We start from the raw sequence: 16,917 nt of genomic DNA on the forward strand, positions 1-16,917 counted from the left end.
CTGGGTGCTGGGTCAGCGGGCGCGGTCGGTCGGCGCGGTCAGCGACCGGCGCGGGGCCGGGCCGCCGTGGCACGGGCGGAGCCGCGCCGGGCGGCCTTGCCGGGCTCGGGCTCCGGGTCGGTGGCGGCGGCCTCGGCGAGGCGTACGAGACGTGATTCGCAGTGGTCCAGCCACCGGGCCTCCGCCTCGGCCTGGAAGATCAGCTGCTCCACCACGAGGAGCCAGGCGACCTCGTCCCGGTTGGCAGGGATGGCCGTGAGTGCCTGTGCCTTCAGCCGGGTGTACTCCTGCATCGCCTTCAGGGTGTGGTGGCGCTGGGCCTGGATCACCGCCCGGATGTCGACGCCCGGGGCGCCGACCGCCATGGCGAGCTTGATGGCCAGCTCGTCGCGGGGCGGGTTGCTGCGGTCGACGGGTGTCCCGAACCAGCTGTGCAGTTCGGTACGGCCGTCGTCGGTGATCGAGTAGAGCGCGTGCCCCGCGTCGTCCTCACCGTCCTGGACGACCATGCCGTCGCGCTCCAGCCGGCTGAGCGTGGTGTACACCTGGCCGACGTTCAGCGGCCAGGTGGAACCGGTGCGCGACTCGAATTCGGTACGGAGCTGGGAGCCGTAACGAGGCCCGCGCTCCAGGAGGGCCAGAAGCCCGTGACGGATCGACATACTCAGTATGTATACCGAGTATGCTGCTCCAGGCAAGCGTTACGGGGAAACGGGCAGGAATACGGGCCGGGATACGGATCGATCGGGCGCGGCCTCAGCGGACGCGGCGCATCCGGAATGCCAGGAAGCCCAGTCCGAGGCCTACCAGTGCGATCCCTGCGCCGAGCGACACCTCCTGGACCTGCCGCACGGCGGGCGCGTCCATCGCCTGGGGGGCCGACCGTCCCGAGCTGGGCGATGCACTGGGCGTGACCTCGGCGGGAGGCACCTCACCGGTGTCCTGCTCCGACTCCTCCTCTTCGAGCAGGGCGTCGGCGCGGGCGAGTTCCAGCGGCGACAGCGAACGCCCGGGCCGGGCGCGGCCCTCGCCCGCCGGCCTGCCCGCGAGGGGCGACCGATCGGCGGAAGCGGAGGGGCTCGCCGACGATCCGGCGGGCGGTGCCGCGCTCCCGGAGGGCGGCCCGGCCGAACCAGCGGCGCCCGAGGGGAGCGTGGACGGCGTACCGGAGGGCACGACGGACGGCGAAGCGGAGGTCGCGGCCGAGGAGCTCACGGAGGGTCTGGAGGCCGGTACGGGGGGCGGCGGCGTCGTGGGCCGGGACGAGGGAGCCGCCGGGGTGCCGGTCGTGGGGGCAGTCGACGGGCCGCCCGTGGCCGTACCCGGCGGTTCCGCCGAACGGGGGGCGAGCGTGAGCGGTCCCCGCGCGCCCGCGTCCGCCGAAGGGGAGCCTGCCGACCGGTGCGCAACCCCGCCGGGCGCGCCGGGCGCACCGGGCACCCGCTCTGCCGCGTACGTCCAGCTCGCGGGTCCCAGCACTGCCGCCGCGCTCACCGCCAGGCAGAGCACGCAGCGCGACGACCGGGACCGCCGAGACGGGAGGAGTCCTGGAGCCATGCGCTCAGAGTCACACGAGCGGATATATCCGGCATCCCGGACGGTAGCCCGGACCGTTCGACCGTGGTGGCCGGGCCAATCGGCGTCAGGCCGGGTCGCCCGTGGAGATTCTCAGTTCGAAGTGGGCACCGCGCTCCGGAATGGCCGTACCGGAGGACGGGAACTGGTCGACGACCTGGTCCTCGGCATAGGTGTTGCCCGGCACATCGATGACCTTGACCGTCCAGCCTGCCGCCTGGGCGCACGCCTTTGCCGAACGGATGTCCTTATAGATGAAGCTCGGCGCCCCGACCTTCTGCGGGTCGTCCGAGTCCTCGCTCGCGTCCGTGCAGTCCTCTTCGTCCATCGTCCGGTTCCGCTCCGGCGCCTTGTGCTCGCCGGCCACTGCGGACTCCCCGGTACCCGGATCGCCGTTCGTGCCGGTCTCCGAGTCGTCGACGTTCAGGGACAGCGCCGTGACCAGGCCGCCGATCGCGAGCAGCGCGACCACGATCGACCCCACGATGACGGGCATGTTCCGCTTGCCCCCGCCACCGCCGTGACCGCCACCGCCGTGACCGCCGGTTCCCTGCGGGGACATCGTGTACGGGGGCGCCGTCTGGTGCGCCGGGGGGACCGGGGTCTGGTACGCCTGCGGGTAGCCGTAGCTCGGTGCGGGCGCCGGAGTCGGGGCGTACGGACCCGGCTGCTGGTACGGCTGGTGGGTCTGGTGGGGCTGCGGCTGGTACGGCGTCTGAACGCTCTGCGGCGCGGGCGTGCCCTGGTCGACCGGCGGGAAGACGGCGGAGCCGACACCCGCGCCGCTGTTCCCCGGGGCTCCGCTGCCGCTGACGATCAAGGGGGCGCCGGCCTGGCCGCCCGCGTTCAGCACGCGGGTGACCTCGTCCTGCATCGCCGCGGCGCTCGGGAAGCGCTCGTTCGGGTTCTTCTTCAGCGCGCGGGCGACGAGCGCGTCCATCGCGGGAGTGATCGAGCGGTTGATGGTCGACGGAGCGACCGGCTCCTCCTGGACATGCGCGTACGCGATGGCCAGCGGCGAGTCCGCGTCGAACGGAATCCGCCCGGTGAGCAGCTGGAACAGCATGATGCCGACCGAGTAGAGGTCGGACCGCGCGTCCACCCCGCGCCCCAGGGCCTGTTCGGGGGAGAGGTACTGCGGGGTGCCGACGACCATGCCGGTCTGCGTCATCGACGTCACGCCCGACTGCATGGCGCGTGCGATGCCGAAGTCCATGACCTTCACGATGCCGCGCTTGGTCATCATCACGTTGCCGGGCTTGATGTCCCGGTGGACCAGGCCCATCTCGTGGCTGGTCTCCAGCGCTGCCAGCACATCGGCCGTCACCTTGAGCGCCTTGTCGGCCGGCATCGCGCCGTACTGCTGGATGTCCGACTGGAGGACGGAGCCGAGCGGCTGCCCCTCGACGTACTCCATGACGATGTACGGCATCAGCGCGCCGCCGAGCTCGTCCTCGCCGGTATCGAAGACCGAGACGATGTTGGTGTGCTGGAGCTTCGCGACCGCCTGCGCCTCGCGCCGGAAGCGCTCGCGGAAGGACTGCTCGCGCCCCAGCTCCGTGTGCAGCGTCTTGATCGCGACCTGGCGGTCGAGCGCCGAGTCGTACGCGAGATACACGGAAGCCATCCCGCCCTCGCCGAGCAGGTCGCGCAGCTGGTAGCGGCCGCCTGCGACCGAACCGCCCGCATAGCGACCCTGAGCGCCGTGTGCGCCGTCCTGGCTCATGACTTGCTTCCCCCTCGGCGCGCAACTGATGACGTGACGCGAAGATCCCGTATTCCGGCCAAGTCTGCCCGAGGGGTACGACACGTCAAGCCAGGTGCCCGTTCCGTGACCCTACGCACAAGAAGCGTCTCGGAAGCGTTACAGGAACCGCATGGAATTTGCGTGCACGGCACGCGAGCCGATTGGATGACCGGTCCCTCTCGGAACCGGGGTGCCGGACAGAGCCTGTAGCGTGACGTGGCAATGCAGCAAGGCACCCGTGACACCCGCGGACGCGCGGACAGAAACGACGGCGAGGACTGATGGCACCCGGACCCGAAGCAAACGGCGGCGGAGTTTCGGATGGCACCGACTCCTGGGGCATCGGCGGTGTGGTCGGCGACGGGCGCTACCGGATGACCCACCGGCTCGGCCGCGGCGGCATGGCCGAGGTCTACGCCGCGGAGGATGTCCGTCTGGGACGCACCGTGGCGGTGAAACTGCTCCGCTCCGACCTCGCCGAAGACCCGGTCTCCAAGGCCCGTTTCACGCGCGAGGCGCAGTCCGTCGCGGGCCTCAACCACCATGCGATCGTCGCCGTGTACGACTCCGGCGAGGACGTCGTGGGCGGCCGGACCGTCCCGTACATCGTGATGGAGCTCGTCGAGGGCAACACCATCCGCGACCTCCTGCTCAACGCCGAGACCCCGCCGCCCGAGCAGGCGCTGATCATCGTCTCGGGTGTACTGGAAGCTCTCGCGTACTCGCACCAGCACGGCATCGTGCACCGTGACATCAAGCCCGCCAACGTGATCATCACGCACTCCGGCGCGGTCAAGGTCATGGACTTCGGCATCGCCCGTGCGCTGCACGGCGCGCAGTCGACGATGACCCAGACCGGCATGGTCATGGGCACGCCGCAGTACCTCTCCCCCGAACAGGCACTCGGCAAGGCGGTCGACCACCGCTCCGACCTGTACGCCACCGGCTGCCTGCTCTACGAGCTGCTGGCCCTGCGGCCCCCGTTCACGGGTGAGACCCCGCTCTCCGTCGTCTACCAGCACGTCCAGGACATCCCGGTCCCGCCGTCCGAGGTCTCGGACGTGGTGCCGCCGGAGCTGGACGGGATGGTGATGCGCTCGCTCGCGAAGGACCCGGACGACCGGTTCCAGAGCGCCGAGGAGATGCGGGGCCTCGTCCAGTACAGCCTGCAGATGCTCCAGGTCCAGGGCGGCCACACCGGTATGTGGAACACCGGCCCGGTCATGGCGCACGAGGGCGGTCACACCTCGCCGATGGGCTCGGTGAGCGGCACGGCGGCGATGGGCTACCCGACACACGGGGACACCTCGCAGGGCCCGATCCTGCCGCCGATGAACCCCGACGACGGTGGCTACGTCGGCGGCCAGCACAACGGTGGCCGCGGCCGCGGCCGCGGCAAGATGTGGCTGTTCGTCCTGCTCGCCCTGATCGCGATCGGCGCGGGTGTCGCCTTCGCCGTCAACGCGGCGAACGACACCGGCAACAAGAAGACCCCGACGCCCGCCACCACCCCGGCCTCGCCCACCCCGTCGGAGTCCTCGGAGACACCGTCCGAGGAGCCGTCGGAGGAGACCGAGGAACCGGACGCGTCCACGGGCGGCCAGTGGGAGCCCACCGAGGAGTCCACCTGGACCCCCTCCCCGACGCCCAGCGAGCCCACCGGTACGCCGTCCACGCAGCCGCCCACGACCGACCCGGGCACCGCCGACGGCGGCGCCGCGGGTACGGACGAGGGCGCGGGCGACGAGGGCGGCACCGGGGACGAGGGCGGCACGGGCGACGACGAGGGCACGACCGAGGGCACGACCGAAGGCACCACCGAGGGCACCACCGAAGGCGCGTCGTCAGGGACCGGCGAGACCGCCGGTACAGTCGCGGGCACCACGCCGTAAGGGACTCGCATCCCGTAGGGGTCCCGAAGCCTTCACTCCGTAAAGGCTTCGCACACCGCCTCGTACTCGCGCGTCCACCACACCGCCAGGGCCGACACCGCAGGGAACTGCGGGTCGGCCCTGCGGTCGTGCAGGCGGTAGCGCCAGCGCAGTATCCAGAAGTCGTTGAGCCGTTCCCACCACACCCGGTGCACCGCCGCGGCCAGCTCCGCAGCGCCCGCCCCGGCCGCCCGGCGGTAGGCCCGCGCGTACGCCCGTACCTTCTCCAGGTCCAGCTCCCCGGCCGGCCTGACGAAGAAGATCGCCGCGGCCCGTACCGCCTCCTCCGCGCGCGGCTGCACGCCCAGCCGGTCCCAGTCGACGATCGCGACCGGATCGGCGCCCCGGTAGAGCAGATTCAGCGGATGGAAGTCACCGTGCACCCATCCCGTGGCCGGTCCGCCCGGGGTGGGCGGCCTGCGGTCGGCATGCTGTTCCAGCAGGGCGCGGCGCTCGATGAGGCGGTGTACGGCGAGCTCGTCGAAGGCGTCCCGGGGGCGCAGCCCGCGCGCCGCGGCCAGCAGGTCGTCGATCAGCTCGAAGGTGTCCGCGGGGTCGGGGCTCCCGTAACCGGGCCGGGGCGGCAGACCGCTGCCCGGCCCCATCACCTGCTCCAGACCGGTGTGTACGGCTCCGAGCAGGGCACCCAGCCGGCGTGACTGGGCGGTGGTCAGCTCGGCGCCCACCCGGTGGAGGCCGTCCACCCAGGGGTGCAGGGCGTAGTAGCGGCCGTCGATCACCGTGACCGTGTCACCCTCCGTGTCCGTGAGGGGCGGGGCGACGGGCACTCCGAGCGAATGGAGCCGCTGGGTGGCGCGGTGCTGGCGGACGATCGTGGCGCGGTCGCCGGTGGCGTCGTCGAGGTGGTGCTTGTCCAGATGGTGCTTGAGGAAATACGCGCCGCGCGTGGTGGAGACGCGGTAGCCGTGGTTGAGGAGGCCCTTGGTGAGGGGCTCGCAGGCGAGCGGTTCACCGGCATCGGGATAGCGGCGCAGCACCTCGCCGACCGGGGGAACAGGCGGGCGGGTTACATATGAGCGCTGCACTTACCAAATGCTAGATCACGCTACGTGGCCGATTTGCTGACTTGCATGGAAGCTCAGAGTGTGCATGGTGACGAAGTGGGGTTCGAGCCGGAGATAGACCGGATCGAAGGGTTCGCCGTTCGCTGTGAGAGGCACAGGACCGAAGAGTTTCTGCTGCTCGGAGCAGGGATGGACGATCTCGGCGGGCCCGGTGAACTGCACGGACCAGGGATCGTCGCCGCCGTCGACCGCGGTGTTGAAGTTGTCCGCCCCGTACGCGATGACGCTTCCGTCGCACGATTCGTGGTGACCGAGCCCTCGGTGCAGCCGCAGGAGCACGCGGCCCTCGGCCACGATGTGGCGGGCCACGGCCAGGATGGGGAGGGCTCGCATGCTCGTCGCCAGGCGGCCGTACGGCACCCGGCCGAGCAGCTCGATCGCACGGAGTTCCTCAGAAGCCATGCGTCCACTGTCCGCTACCTGTAGGGGCCGGGTAAGGGTCTGCGGCCCCGGTTGGGCCGGGACCAAAGTCCCAAAATCGCCCGGAGCCGCAGGGGAATGCGCGGCGGAATCCGGCGTTTCAGCGCCGTTCCGCCTGGAGGCGGGCCACGTACGCCGCGGCCTGCGAGCGGCGCTCCATCCCCAGCTTGGAGAGCAGGCTGGACACATAATTCTTGATCGTCTTCTCCGCGAGATGGAGCCGTTCGCCGATCACCCGGTTCGTGAGCCCCTCGCCGATGAGGTCCAGGATCTTGCGCTCCTGCTCGGTGAGGCCGGCCAGCTTGTCGTTGCCCTTGTCGTTCGGCCCGTCGCGCAGCCGTTCCAGCACCCGTGCGGTCGCCGCCGGGTCCAGCAGGGATTTCCCGGCCGCCACGTCCCGTACCGCGTTCAGCAGCTCATTGCCGCGGATCGCTTTCAGTACATAACCGGAGGCACCGGCCATGATCGCGTCGAAAAGAGCCTCGTCGTCGGCGTACGAGGTGAGCATCAGGCACTTGATGTTCTCGTCCTGGGAGCGGACCTCGCGGCAGACCTCCACCCCGCTGCCGTCCGGCAGCCGGACGTCCAGGACCGCCACATCGGGGCGGGTGGCGGGGATACGGACCAGTGCGTCCGCCGCCGTGCCCGCCTCTCCGACCACCTCGATATCGGCTTCGGAGGAGAGCAATTCATGCACTCCACGGCGGACCACTTCGTGGTCGTCCAACAGAAATACGGTGATTTTTCCATCTTCGCGCACAAACGCAGTCTCACACACTCACCCCTTCCCTGGCGCTGTCGGCCGGGATAACGTGCCGTTGTTCCGGCGGCCTGCAAGGCTGTTACCAGTGCTGTGACCAGCGAGACTTCCCGATTTTCTTGATTTACTTGGATATCCAAGCAAAATCGCAGGTCAGAGAGGGTTTCGCAGTTATGCGATGCACTGGGTAACGTGCCTTTGACAGGGCGCTCGCCGGGGCACCTGTCACGCCTGTTCCCAGCCGCGTTGCACACACCCCGTGCACGGGTCCGGACACAGGCGAGCCGCACTGGTTCCCGGCAGACCCCGGGGGCCGGACCGACGGAGGAGCACGCACGTGACCGTGGAGAGCACTGCCGCGCGCAAACCGCGACGCAGCAGCAAGCGGACCAGCGCCGCGAAGACGCCACAGAGTTCCGAGCCCCAACTCGTACAGTTGCTGACGCCCGAGGGCGAGCGCGTCGAGCACCCGGACTACGAGATCGACCTGACCGCGGACGAGCTCCGCGGTCTCTACCGGGACATGGTCCTGACCCGGCGCTTCGACGCCGAGGCCACGGCGCTCCAGCGCCAGGGCGAGCTGGGCCTGTGGGCCTCGCTGCTGGGCCAGGAGGCCGCACAGATCGGCTCCGGCCGGGCGCTGCGCGACGACGACTACGTCTTCCCGACCTACCGGGAGCACGGCGTCGCCTGGTGCCGGGGTGTCGACCCGACCAATCTGCTCGGGATGTTCCGCGGTGTGAACCACGGCGGCTGGGACCCGAACACCAACAACTTCCACCTGTACACGATCGTCATCGGCTCGCAGACCCTGCACGCCACCGGCTACGCCATGGGCGTCGCCAAGGACGGCGCGGACTCGGCCGTGATCGCGTACTTCGGTGACGGCGCCTCCAGCCAGGGCGATGTCGCGGAGGCGTTCACCTTCTCCGCCGTCTACAACGCCCCCGTGGTGTTCTTCTGCCAGAACAACCAGTGGGCGATCTCGGAGCCGACCGAGCGCCAGACCCGGGTGCCGCTCTACCAGCGCGCCCAGGGCTTCGGCTTCCCCGGCGTCCGGGTCGACGGCAACGACGTACTCGCCTGTCTGGCCGTCACCAAGTCGGCTCTGGAGCGGGCCCGCCGTGGCGAGGGCCCGACCCTCGTCGAGGCGTTCACCTACCGGATGGGCGCCCACACCACCTCCGACGACCCGACGAAGTACCGGGCGGACGAGGAGCGGGCGGCCTGGGAGGCCAAGGACCCGATCCTGCGCCTGCGGACGTACCTGGAGAAGGAGAAGGTCGCCGACGAGGCGTTCTTCACCGCGCTGGACGAGGAGAGCGAGACCCTCGGCAAGCGCGTACGGGAAGCGGTCAGGGCCATGCCCGACCCGGACCCGATGTCGCTCTTCGAGCACGGTTACGCGGACGGGAGCAGCCTCGTCGACGAGGAGCGCGCCCAGTTCGCCGCCTACCAGGCATCGTTCGCAGACTCTGCCGAGGAGGGCAACTAGCCATGGCCGTGGAAAAGATGTCCATCGCGAAGGCGCTCAACGAGTCGCTGCGCCTTGCCCTCGACACGGACCCGAAGGTCCTGATCATGGGTGAGGACGTCGGCAAACTGGGCGGCGTCTTCCGGATCACCGACGGGCTCCAGAAGGACTTCGGCGAGGGCCGGGTCATCGACACCCCGCTCGCCGAGTCCGGGATCGTCGGTACGGCGATCGGTATGGCCCTGCGGGGCTACCGGCCGATCGTCGAGATCCAGTTCGACGGCTTCGTCTTCCCCGCGTACGACCAGATCGTCACGCAGCTGGCGAAGATGCACGCCCGTTCGCTGGGCAAGATCAAGCTGCCGGTCGTCGTGCGGATTCCGTACGGCGGCGGCATCGGCGCCGTGGAGCACCACAGCGAGTCGCCGGAGGCCTTGTTCGCGCACGTCGCGGGGCTGAAGGTCGTTTCGCCGTCCAACGCGTCCGACGCGTACTGGATGATGCAGCAGGCCGTGCAGAGCGACGACCCGATCATCTTCTTCGAGCCGAAGCGGCGTTACTGGGACAAGGGCGAGGTCGACACCGAGTCCATTCCCGGGCCGCTGCACAAGGCGACGGTGGCGCGTACAGGTGCCGACCTCACGCTCGTCGCGTACGGGCCGATGGTGAAGGTCTGCCTGGAGGCTGCCGCGGCCGCGCAGGAGGAGGGCAAGTCGGTCGAGGTCCTGGACCTGCGGTCGATGTCCCCGATCGACTTCGACGCGATCCAGACGTCGGTGGAGAAGACCGGCCGGCTCGTGGTGGTCCACGAGGCCCCGGTGTTCTACGGCTCGGGCGCCGAGATCGCCGCCCGCATCACGGAGCGCTGCTTCTACCACCTCGAAGCACCGGTGCTGCGTGTCGGCGGCTACCACGTCCCGTATCCGCCGGCCCGTCTCGAGGACGAGTACCTGCCGGGACTCGACCGGGTGCTCGACGCCGTCGACCGCTCGCTGGCGTACTGAGGAGAGGGTTCGTGACGACGATGACCGAAACGTCTGCTCGCTTCCGTGAGTTCAAGATGCCCGATGTGGGCGAAGGACTGACCGAGGCGGAAATCCTCAAGTGGTACGTCCAGCCCGGCGACACCGTCACCGACGGCCAGGTCGTGTGCGAGGTCGAGACGGCCAAGGCGGCTGTGGAGCTGCCGATTCCGTTCGACGGGGTCGTGCACGAGCTGCGCTTCCCCGAGGGCACGACCGTCGATGTCGGCCAGGTGATCATCTCGGTGGACGTGGCGCCGGGCAGCGGCGACGTGGCCCCCGCGGCGGAGCCCGTGGCGGCTCCGGAGCCGGTGGCCGAGCCCGAGCCCAAGGCGCCGAAGGGCCGCCAGCCGGTCCTGGTGGGCTACGGCGTGGCCGAGTCCTCCACGAAGCGGCGCCCGCGCAAGGGTGCCGAGGTCCCGCAGCAGGCCGCCGCCGCGGTACAGGGCGAACTGAACGGCCACGGCACGATGGCTCCGGAGAGCCGCCCGCTCGCCAAGCCGCCGGTCCGCAAGCTGGCCAAGGACCTGGGCATCGACCTGGCGACGGTCACACCGACCGGCAAGGACGGCATCATCACCCGCGAGGACGTCCACGCGGCGGCGACGCCCGTGGCGGAACCTGCTGCTGTTGCCGCACCCGCTGCGCCCGTGCCGGTGGCCGCGGCTGCCGCAGTCGTCCCGGGTGCCCGGGAGACTCGTATCCCCGTCAAGGGCGTACGCAAGGCCATCGCGCAGGCGATGGTGGGCAGCGCCTTCACGGCTCCGCACGTCACCGAGTTCGTGACCGTCGATGTGACGCGCACGATGAAGCTGGTGGCGGAGCTCAAGGAGGACAAGGACATGGCGGGGGTGCGGGTCAACCCGCTCCTGATCATCGCCAAGGCCCTCCTGGTCGCGATCAAGCGGAACCCGGACGTCAACGCCGCCTGGGACGAGGCCAACCAGGAGATCGTCCAGAAGCACTACGTGAATCTGGGCATCGCCGCGGCCACCCCGCGCGGTCTGATCGTGCCGAACATCAAGGACGCGCACGAGCAGACCCTGCCCCAGCTCGCCGCTTCACTGGGCGAGTTGGTCTCCACTGCGCGCGAGGGCAAGACGTCCCCCGCCGCGATGGCGGGCGGCACAGTGACGATCACCAACGTCGGTGTCTTCGGCGTCGACACGGGAACGCCGATCCTGAACCCGGGCGAGTCCGCGATCCTCGCGGTCGGTGCGATCAAGCTCCAGCCGTGGGTCCACAAGGGCAAGGTGAAGCCCCGCCAGGTCACCACGCTGGCGCTGTCGTTCGACCACCGCCTGGTCGACGGCGAGCTCGGCTCCAAGGTGCTCGCGGATGTCGCGGCGATCCTGGAACAGCCGAAGCGGCTGATCACCTGGGCCTGACAGACAAAGGGGTGGGGGCCCCCGGGGGGGGCGCCCCCCACAGCGGGTGTGGGGCGGGGTTTTTAAGGGGGGCGGGGAGGGGCGCTGGGCGCCCCGGGGGGCCGGAACCAACCGGCCGGGGGGGGGGGGGGGGTTGTTTTTTTTTAACCCCCCCCCGCCCGCGCCGCCCCCCCCCGGGGCCCCCCCCCCCCGGGGGGGCGCCCCGGGGGCGCCCCCCCCACCCTTCTGCTTGTGTCCGGCTGCTTGATTCCGGTGCCGGATCAGTCGCGCTGCGCGCCCTGGGGCAGCGTACGCAGCTGCATGGTCGTCGCGGTGGCGGAACCGAAGCCGTAGTCCAGCAGCTTGGCCGCGTCGTTGTAGCGGTCGGTGCCGTTCAGGATGACGCCGACGTACGTCTTGTCGCCCCGGGTGGCGGCGAAGATGAGGCAGGGGCCTGCCGTCGTGCCGGTGCCGGTCTTGATGCCGACGGCGCCGCTGTAGGAGCCGAGCAGCTTGTTGGTGTTGTACCAGGTGTACGTGCGCAGCGCGCCGGTGCTGGTCGTCACGGGGGTGACGTACTTGGCGGCGCTCATGATGCCGCGCAGCGTCGAGCCCCGCATCGCGTAGCTGGCGAGCTGCGCAAGGTCGCGTGGGGTCGAGTAGTTGTTCCCGGTCGACGAAATGCCGTCGAACGAGTCGAACGTGGTGTTGGTCATCCCGAGCGAGGCGGCCTTCTTGTTCATCTGGCCGATGAACTGCTGGGTCCGGACTGCCCGGGTGGAGCCCACGCCGAAGGTGTCGGCGAGCGCGTACGCCGCGTCACAGCCGGACGGAAGCATCAGAGCGTGCAGAAGCTGACGGACCGTGGCCTTGTCACCGGTTTTCAGGTCCGCCGTGCTGGCGCCCTTGGCCGTGACGTAGTCGCGGTAGGTCTGCGAGATGGTCACCTTGCGGCTCAGATCGACGCCGGGGGTGTTGAGCACCACGGCGGCGGTCATGACCTTGGTGGTGCTGGCCATCTGTCGCTTGATGTCGGCGGCCTTGCCGTACTTCTTGGCGCCTGTTGTCCTGTCCTGCAGGAACGCACCCTTGGCGCTGAGGGTCGGCAGGGGGACAGCGGCCTGGGCAGACGTCATGAGAGGCGAGACCGCCAGCATCACGCCACCGGAGACGACGGCTGCGATGGCAGCGTTGCGCAGGCGCTTGCTGCGGGCCTTGTGACCAGCCTTGGGGCGGGCCTTGTGGCTCGATATCAATGAACGCTCCGAGTTCGCGAATGCGTTGAGGGGGACCGGGATGTGAGGGGGTCCCGATACGAGACTCATGAGCGGCCCGAAGGGATGTACGTAGGCGTGGCAAAGACTCTGTCAGCCTCGTCCTGTCGTTCGGCCACCGCCGGGTCGGGCGGTCACCGCGGTGACCGCCCCCCGTAGTCCGTAGACCCGTGATCCGTGGATCCGTACAGGTGCTACAGCTTGAAGCCGTAGTCCATGAGCTTCTTCGCGTCCGCGGTCCTGTTCGCCTCGGACGAGGAGGTGAGGACCGTGCCGATGACCGTCTTGCCGTTACGGGTCGCGGCGAAGACCAGGCAGTACTTGGCGGTCGGACCGGAGCCGGTCTTCACGCCGATCGCGCCGCTGTACGTGCTGAGCATCTTGTTGGTGTTGCTCCACGCCATGTAGCGGTATCCGCCGCTCTTCGTGGTCACCTTCTGCTTCGTCGACTTGGTCTTGACGATCGAGCGGAAGGTGGAGCTCTCCATCGCGCTGCCGGCGATCTTCGTCAGGTCGCGTGGGGTGGAGTAGTTGTTCCCACCCCCTATGCCGTCGAACGAGTCGAACTTCGTGTTCTTCAGGCCGAGGGACTTGGCGGTGGCGTTCATCTTGCCGATGAACGACTTCACGCGGGCCCCGCGCGTGGTGCCGGTGCCGAACTTGTCGGCGAGGGCGTACGCCGCGTCGCAGCCCGACGGGAGCATGAGCCCGTACAGGAGCTGGCGGACGGTGACCTTGTCGCCGACGATCAGCCGGGCCGACGAGGCGCCCTTGGAGACGATGTAGTCGCTGTACGCCTTCTGGATCGTGACCTTGGAATCCAGGTTCAGATTCTTCTGCGACAGCACCACCTTGGCGGTCATGATCTTGGTGGTGGAGCCGGTGGAGCGGCGCGTGTCCGCGGCCTTGGTGAAGAGGGTCTTGCCGGTGCCGTTGTTCATCACGAAGCCGCCCTTGGCGACGATCGTGGGCTTCGGCGGTGCGGCTGCCTGGGCCTGCGTGGCGAAGGCGCTGCCCGCGAGAACGGCGCCGGCGGTGAGGGCCACGGTGGCGGTGGCGGTTGCGCGATATCTGCGCTTCATGCCGATATTCAACTGAACGCTCCAAATGCCCCTGATATGCGGCTACATAAGGGTGCCGCTCGGTGGTGAGACTCATGGCGCGGGGCAATGGATGTACCGCAACGGGTGTGAATTCCGGGGTATTTCCGGAGTGGGGCTGAGGGGTTCCGGGATTTCATATCGTGGACGGATCGTCACATGCGTCCATGTTGTATCTATGCTGTGCGCATGCCTGCCGCGCCCGCTGCCCCAGCCAAGCCTCCCGTCAAGACCTCCCTCAAGCAGCCGCCCGCTGCCGACCGCGTCTACGCCCACATCAAAGAGGCCGTACTCGACCGTCGCTACGAGGGTGGGACGCTCCTCACCGAGGGCGATCTGGCGGAGGCCGTCGGCGTCTCCCGTACGCCCGTGCGCGAGGCGCTGCTGCGGCTGGAGGTCGAAGGGCTGATCAAGCTCTACCCGAAGAAGGGCGCCCTCGTGCTCGCCGTCTCCGCGCAGGAGATCGCGGACGTGGTGGAGACCCGGCTGCTGGTCGAGGAGTTCGCGGCCCGCAAGGCGGTGCCCGCTTCGGCGCAGCTGATCCGCCGGCTTGAGGACCTGCTGGAGGAGCAGCGGCAGAAGTCCGAGGCCGGTGACCTCGCCGCCGTCGCCGTCAGCGACCGCTGCTTCCACGCCGAGATCGTGCGGAACGCGGGCAACGAGATCCTTTCGCGCCTCTACGACCAGCTGCGCGACCGGCAGCTGCGAATGGGCGTCGCCGTGCTGGAGGCGCACCCCGGCCGGATCGCCGCCAACATCACCGAGCACGGTGAGCTGCTGGACGCCATCAGGGCCGGGGACGCGGACGGTGCCGCGCAGGTCGTACGGCGCCACGTCAGCCGGGTCAAGGTGCTGGTCCGGGGTGAGGACCGGTGAGTTCCGGGGCCGCCCCCACTCTTTCCCTGCCCGGTGATCCGCCCGGTGGCCGGCGTGCCGCCCGGATCTGGGGCATCGGTGTCGCCGTCTACTTCGTCGCCATCATCTTCCGTACGAGCCTGGGAGTCGCCGGACTCGACGCCGCGGACCGCTTCGACGTCAACGCCTCGGCGCTGTCGACGTTCTCCATCCTTCAGCTGCTCGTCTACGCGGGCATGCAGATACCCGTCGGGCTGATGGTCGACCGGCTCGGCACGAAGAAGGTCCTCACCATCGGGGCCGTGCTGTTCACACTCGGACAGCTCGGCTTCGCGCTCTCCCCCTCGTACGGCATGGCGCTGGCCTCCCGCGCGCTGCTCGGCTGCGGCGACGCGATGACGTTCATCAGCGTGCTGCGGCTCGGCAGCCGGTGGTTCCCGGCCCGGCGCGGACCGATGATCGGGCAGGTCGCCGCGCTGTTCGGGATGGCGGGCAACCTCGTCTCGACCCTGTTCATCGCACGCGCGCTGCACGGCTTCGGCTGGACGACGACCTTCGTCGGCAGCGCGGCCGCGGGCGTGGTGGTGCTGGTGTTGCTGCTGCTGTTCCTCAAGGACCACCCGGAGGGGCACGAGCCGCCGCCCGCCGAGCACGCGGGCGCCGCGTACGTACGGAAGCAGATCGCCGCCGCCTGGCGGGAGCCGGGCACCCGGCTCGGGATGTGGGTGCACTTCACCACCCAGTTCCCCGCCATGGTCTTCCTGCTGCTCTGGGGCATGCCGTTCCTGGTCGAGGCACAGGGACTGAGCCGGGGAACGGCAGGTGAGCTGCTCACGCTGGTGGTGCTCTCCAACATGGCGGTGGGGCTCGTGTACGGGCAGGTCATCGCCCGGCACCACGCGGCGCGCGTCCCGCTGGCGCTCGGGACGGTCGCGCTGACGGCCCTGCTGTGGGCCGCGACGATCTTCCACCCGGCCGACCACGCGCCGATGTGGCTGCTGGTCACCCTGTGCCTGGTGCTCGGTGCGTGCGGACCCGCGTCGATGATCGGCTTCGACTTCGCGCGGCCCGCCAACCCGCCGGAGCGGCAGGGCACCGCGTCGGGGATCGTCAACATGGGCGGCTTCGTCGCCTCGATGACCACGCTGTTCGCGGTCGGTGTGCTGCTGGACGCGACCGGCGACAACTACCGGATCGCGTTCGCCTCCGTCTTCGTCCTGGAGGCGCTCGGCATCACCCAGATACTGCGGCTGCGGGCCAGGGCGGCGCTCAGGGAACGCGATCACCATGTGGTGAGCAGGGTCGAGGCCGTGCACGTGCCCGCGTAATGCGTCGGCGCGCCCGGCCGGCGGCGCGCCCGTCTCGTACTCCAGGACGGGCGTCGCCGACCGGTGGAACTACGGCGTCACGGCGAAGTGGTGCAGGATCGCGGCCCCGAGATCCTGGTCGCCCTCGACCTTGATCCGGTCCGCGACCGCGGTCGCCCGGACCCTGCCGCAGGCGAGGCGGTAGTACGTCTCCCAGTCCATTGCCAGCGTCACGGCGGGACCCAGGGACGGCGCCCCGTCGATCGAACCGCGGCCGTCCGCGTCCACGCGGACCGTGCGCAGAAACTCCACGGGCCCGTGGACATCGAGCACGACCGCCGAATTGACGGGCGCGCCCGCGTTCTTGGCGACGGCCTTCGGCAGTGCGGCGAGCAGGGTGTCCCGGGCGACGAGGGCGCCGGGGGAGTCCAGATTGCCCGGCTGACCCAGCGTCGTACGCAGGTCCTGCTCGTGCACCCAGACGTCGAAGGCCCGCATGTGCAGCGCCAGTTCCAGGGTCTGTTCCGTCCCGAGGGGCGCCCGGACCATGGTCTCGGGAGCACGCGACTCGTTGCGCAGCTGGCGGGCGCGGCGGATGACGGTGTACTCCAGCTCGGAGGTCATCTCCGGTGCGGTGTGGTGACGCCGCACGTCGACCTGCATCTCCATGTACCGGGTGAAGTCGTTCTGCACGTGGTAGAGATCGCGCGGCAGCGTGTGGATCGGGCGGGGGTCGCCGAGCTGTTCGCACTCCATGCCGATGATGTGCGACACGATGTCGCGCACCGACCAGCCGGGGCACGGCGTACGGCGATTCCACTCCCCTTCGACGAGCGGCTTCACCAGCTCGGCTATCGACTCGATGGAGTGGGTCCAGGCGTCGGCGTAGGTCTGGAGGCTGGGATGGACGGTCACGGGACCCCTCGTGCGGTTCTGCGGTGCATGGGCTGGAGAGCAGGGAGTACCGGCGCGCTGGCCGGAACTGACGGCGCTGTCTGCG

The 16,917-nt window shown here is 69.7% G+C and carries 15 protein-coding genes; 6 read left to right on the forward strand and 9 right to left on the reverse strand.

The window, feature by feature from the left end:
* Positions 1-38: 38 nt before the first annotated feature.
* The 3 genes from ACFT7S_RS02810 to ACFT7S_RS02820 form a co-directional block, all read right to left on the reverse strand.
* The gene (locus ACFT7S_RS02810) at positions 39-662 is read right to left on the reverse strand and encodes a PadR family transcriptional regulator (protein ID WP_382726054.1); all 624 of its coding nucleotides are present in this window, start codon (positions 660-662) and stop codon (positions 39-41) included.
* 94 nt (positions 663-756) lie between these two features.
* Entirely contained in the window at positions 757-1,557 is an 801-nt protein-coding gene (locus ACFT7S_RS02815) for a hypothetical protein (protein WP_382726057.1), read from the reverse strand.
* 85 nt (positions 1,558-1,642) lie between these two features.
* Complete coding sequence (locus ACFT7S_RS02820; protein ID WP_382726059.1) at positions 1,643-3,301, reverse strand: protein kinase; 1,659 nt, start codon at positions 3,299-3,301, stop codon at positions 1,643-1,645.
* Between the two features lie 302 nt (positions 3,302-3,603).
* On the opposite strand from ACFT7S_RS02820, the gene ACFT7S_RS02825 reads away from it, so the two are divergent.
* Positions 3,604-5,214, forward strand: coding sequence for a protein kinase (locus tag ACFT7S_RS02825; RefSeq protein WP_382726061.1), 1,611 nt, complete (start codon positions 3,604-3,606; stop codon positions 5,212-5,214).
* A 32-nt stretch (positions 5,215-5,246) separates the two neighbouring features.
* Here ACFT7S_RS02825 and ACFT7S_RS02830 read toward each other — a convergent pair whose 3' ends face one another.
* The 3 genes from ACFT7S_RS02830 to ACFT7S_RS02840 form a co-directional block, all read right to left on the reverse strand.
* Complete coding sequence (locus tag ACFT7S_RS02830; protein ID WP_382726791.1) at positions 5,247-6,251, reverse strand: phosphotransferase; 1,005 nt, start codon at positions 6,249-6,251, stop codon at positions 5,247-5,249.
* A 63-nt stretch (positions 6,252-6,314) separates the two neighbouring features.
* Positions 6,315-6,740 (reverse strand): pyridoxamine 5'-phosphate oxidase family protein, encoded by a 426-nt coding sequence (locus ACFT7S_RS02835; RefSeq protein ID WP_382726063.1) that lies wholly within the window; start codon positions 6,738-6,740, stop codon positions 6,315-6,317.
* 118 nt (positions 6,741-6,858) lie between these two features.
* Entirely contained in the window at positions 6,859-7,518 is a 660-nt protein-coding gene (locus ACFT7S_RS02840) for a response regulator (protein ID WP_382726065.1), read from the reverse strand.
* A gap of 337 nt (positions 7,519-7,855) precedes the next feature.
* Here ACFT7S_RS02840 and pdhA point away from each other — a divergent pair, with 337 nt between their 5' ends.
* From pdhA to ACFT7S_RS02855, 3 genes are read left to right on the forward strand one after another with little or no spacing between them, the layout of a single operon-like run.
* Positions 7,856-9,013 (forward strand): pyruvate dehydrogenase (acetyl-transferring) E1 component subunit alpha, encoded by a 1,158-nt coding sequence (gene pdhA, locus ACFT7S_RS02845; protein ID WP_382726068.1) that lies wholly within the window; start codon positions 7,856-7,858, stop codon positions 9,011-9,013.
* A gap of 2 nt (positions 9,014-9,015) precedes the next feature.
* Positions 9,016-9,996: an alpha-ketoacid dehydrogenase subunit beta gene (locus tag ACFT7S_RS02850; RefSeq protein ID WP_382726071.1), complete on the forward strand. Its 981-nt coding sequence runs from the start codon at positions 9,016-9,018 to the stop codon at positions 9,994-9,996.
* Between the two features lie 11 nt (positions 9,997-10,007).
* On the forward strand, positions 10,008-11,402 hold the full coding sequence (locus tag ACFT7S_RS02855) for a dihydrolipoamide acetyltransferase family protein (RefSeq protein ID WP_382726074.1): 1,395 nt from the start codon (positions 10,008-10,010) through the stop codon (positions 11,400-11,402).
* Between the two features lie 260 nt (positions 11,403-11,662).
* Here the strand turns inward: ACFT7S_RS02855 and ACFT7S_RS02860 are convergent, their stop codons facing one another.
* Together ACFT7S_RS02860 and ACFT7S_RS02865 are read right to left on the reverse strand one after the other, a co-directional pair.
* Positions 11,663-12,538, reverse strand: coding sequence for a D-alanyl-D-alanine carboxypeptidase family protein (locus ACFT7S_RS02860; protein ID WP_382726794.1), 876 nt, complete (start codon positions 12,536-12,538; stop codon positions 11,663-11,665).
* A gap of 311 nt (positions 12,539-12,849) precedes the next feature.
* Positions 12,850-13,737: a D-alanyl-D-alanine carboxypeptidase family protein gene (locus tag ACFT7S_RS02865; protein ID WP_382726077.1), complete on the reverse strand. Its 888-nt coding sequence runs from the start codon at positions 13,735-13,737 to the stop codon at positions 12,850-12,852.
* A gap of 207 nt (positions 13,738-13,944) precedes the next feature.
* Between ACFT7S_RS02865 and ACFT7S_RS02870 the strand changes: the two genes are divergently transcribed.
* Together ACFT7S_RS02870 and ACFT7S_RS02875 are read left to right on the forward strand one after the other, a co-directional pair.
* Complete coding sequence (locus tag ACFT7S_RS02870; RefSeq protein ID WP_382726079.1) at positions 13,945-14,631, forward strand: GntR family transcriptional regulator; 687 nt, start codon at positions 13,945-13,947, stop codon at positions 14,629-14,631.
* Entirely contained in the window at positions 14,628-15,938 is a 1,311-nt protein-coding gene (locus ACFT7S_RS02875; RefSeq protein ID WP_382726081.1) for a nitrate/nitrite transporter, read from the forward strand. The genes ACFT7S_RS02870 and ACFT7S_RS02875 overlap by 4 nt, the downstream gene beginning before the upstream one ends.
* Before the next feature lie 69 nt (positions 15,939-16,007).
* Here the strand turns inward: ACFT7S_RS02875 and ACFT7S_RS02880 are convergent, their stop codons facing one another.
* A complete protein-coding gene (locus tag ACFT7S_RS02880) occupies positions 16,008-16,832 on the reverse strand; it encodes a maleylpyruvate isomerase family mycothiol-dependent enzyme (RefSeq protein ID WP_382726085.1) in 825 nt (274 codons plus the stop codon).
* Between the last annotated feature and the right edge of the window lie 85 nt (positions 16,833-16,917).

Source organism: Streptomyces sp. NPDC057136 (assembly GCF_042670885.1).
In the GTDB taxonomy this organism is placed as follows: Bacteria; Actinomycetota; Actinomycetes; order Streptomycetales; family Streptomycetaceae; genus Streptomyces.

Excerpts from the sequence above, each read along its gene's own strand:
- ACFT7S_RS02860 (WP_382726794.1), bottom strand. The coding sequence starts at position 12,538 with ATGCTGGCGGTCTCGCCTCTCATGACGTCTGCCCAGGCCGCTGTCCCC.
- ACFT7S_RS02870 (WP_382726079.1), top strand. The coding sequence starts at position 13,945 with ATGCCTGCCGCGCCCGCTGCCCCAGCCAAGCCTCCCGTCAAGACCTCC.
- ACFT7S_RS02825 (WP_382726061.1), top strand. The coding sequence starts at position 3,604 with ATGGCACCCGGACCCGAAGCAAACGGCGGCGGAGTTTCGGATGGCACC.
- ACFT7S_RS02810 (WP_382726054.1), bottom strand. The coding sequence starts at position 662 with ATGTCGATCCGTCACGGGCTTCTGGCCCTCCTGGAGCGCGGGCCTCGT.
- ACFT7S_RS02865 (WP_382726077.1), bottom strand. The coding sequence starts at position 13,737 with ATGAAGCGCAGATATCGCGCAACCGCCACCGCCACCGTGGCCCTCACC.
- ACFT7S_RS02850 (WP_382726071.1), top strand. The coding sequence starts at position 9,016 with ATGGCCGTGGAAAAGATGTCCATCGCGAAGGCGCTCAACGAGTCGCTG.
- ACFT7S_RS02820 (WP_382726059.1), bottom strand. The coding sequence starts at position 3,301 with ATGAGCCAGGACGGCGCACACGGCGCTCAGGGTCGCTATGCGGGCGGT.
- ACFT7S_RS02835 (WP_382726063.1), bottom strand. The coding sequence starts at position 6,740 with ATGGCTTCTGAGGAACTCCGTGCGATCGAGCTGCTCGGCCGGGTGCCG.
- ACFT7S_RS02815 (WP_382726057.1), bottom strand. The coding sequence starts at position 1,557 with ATGGCTCCAGGACTCCTCCCGTCTCGGCGGTCCCGGTCGTCGCGCTGC.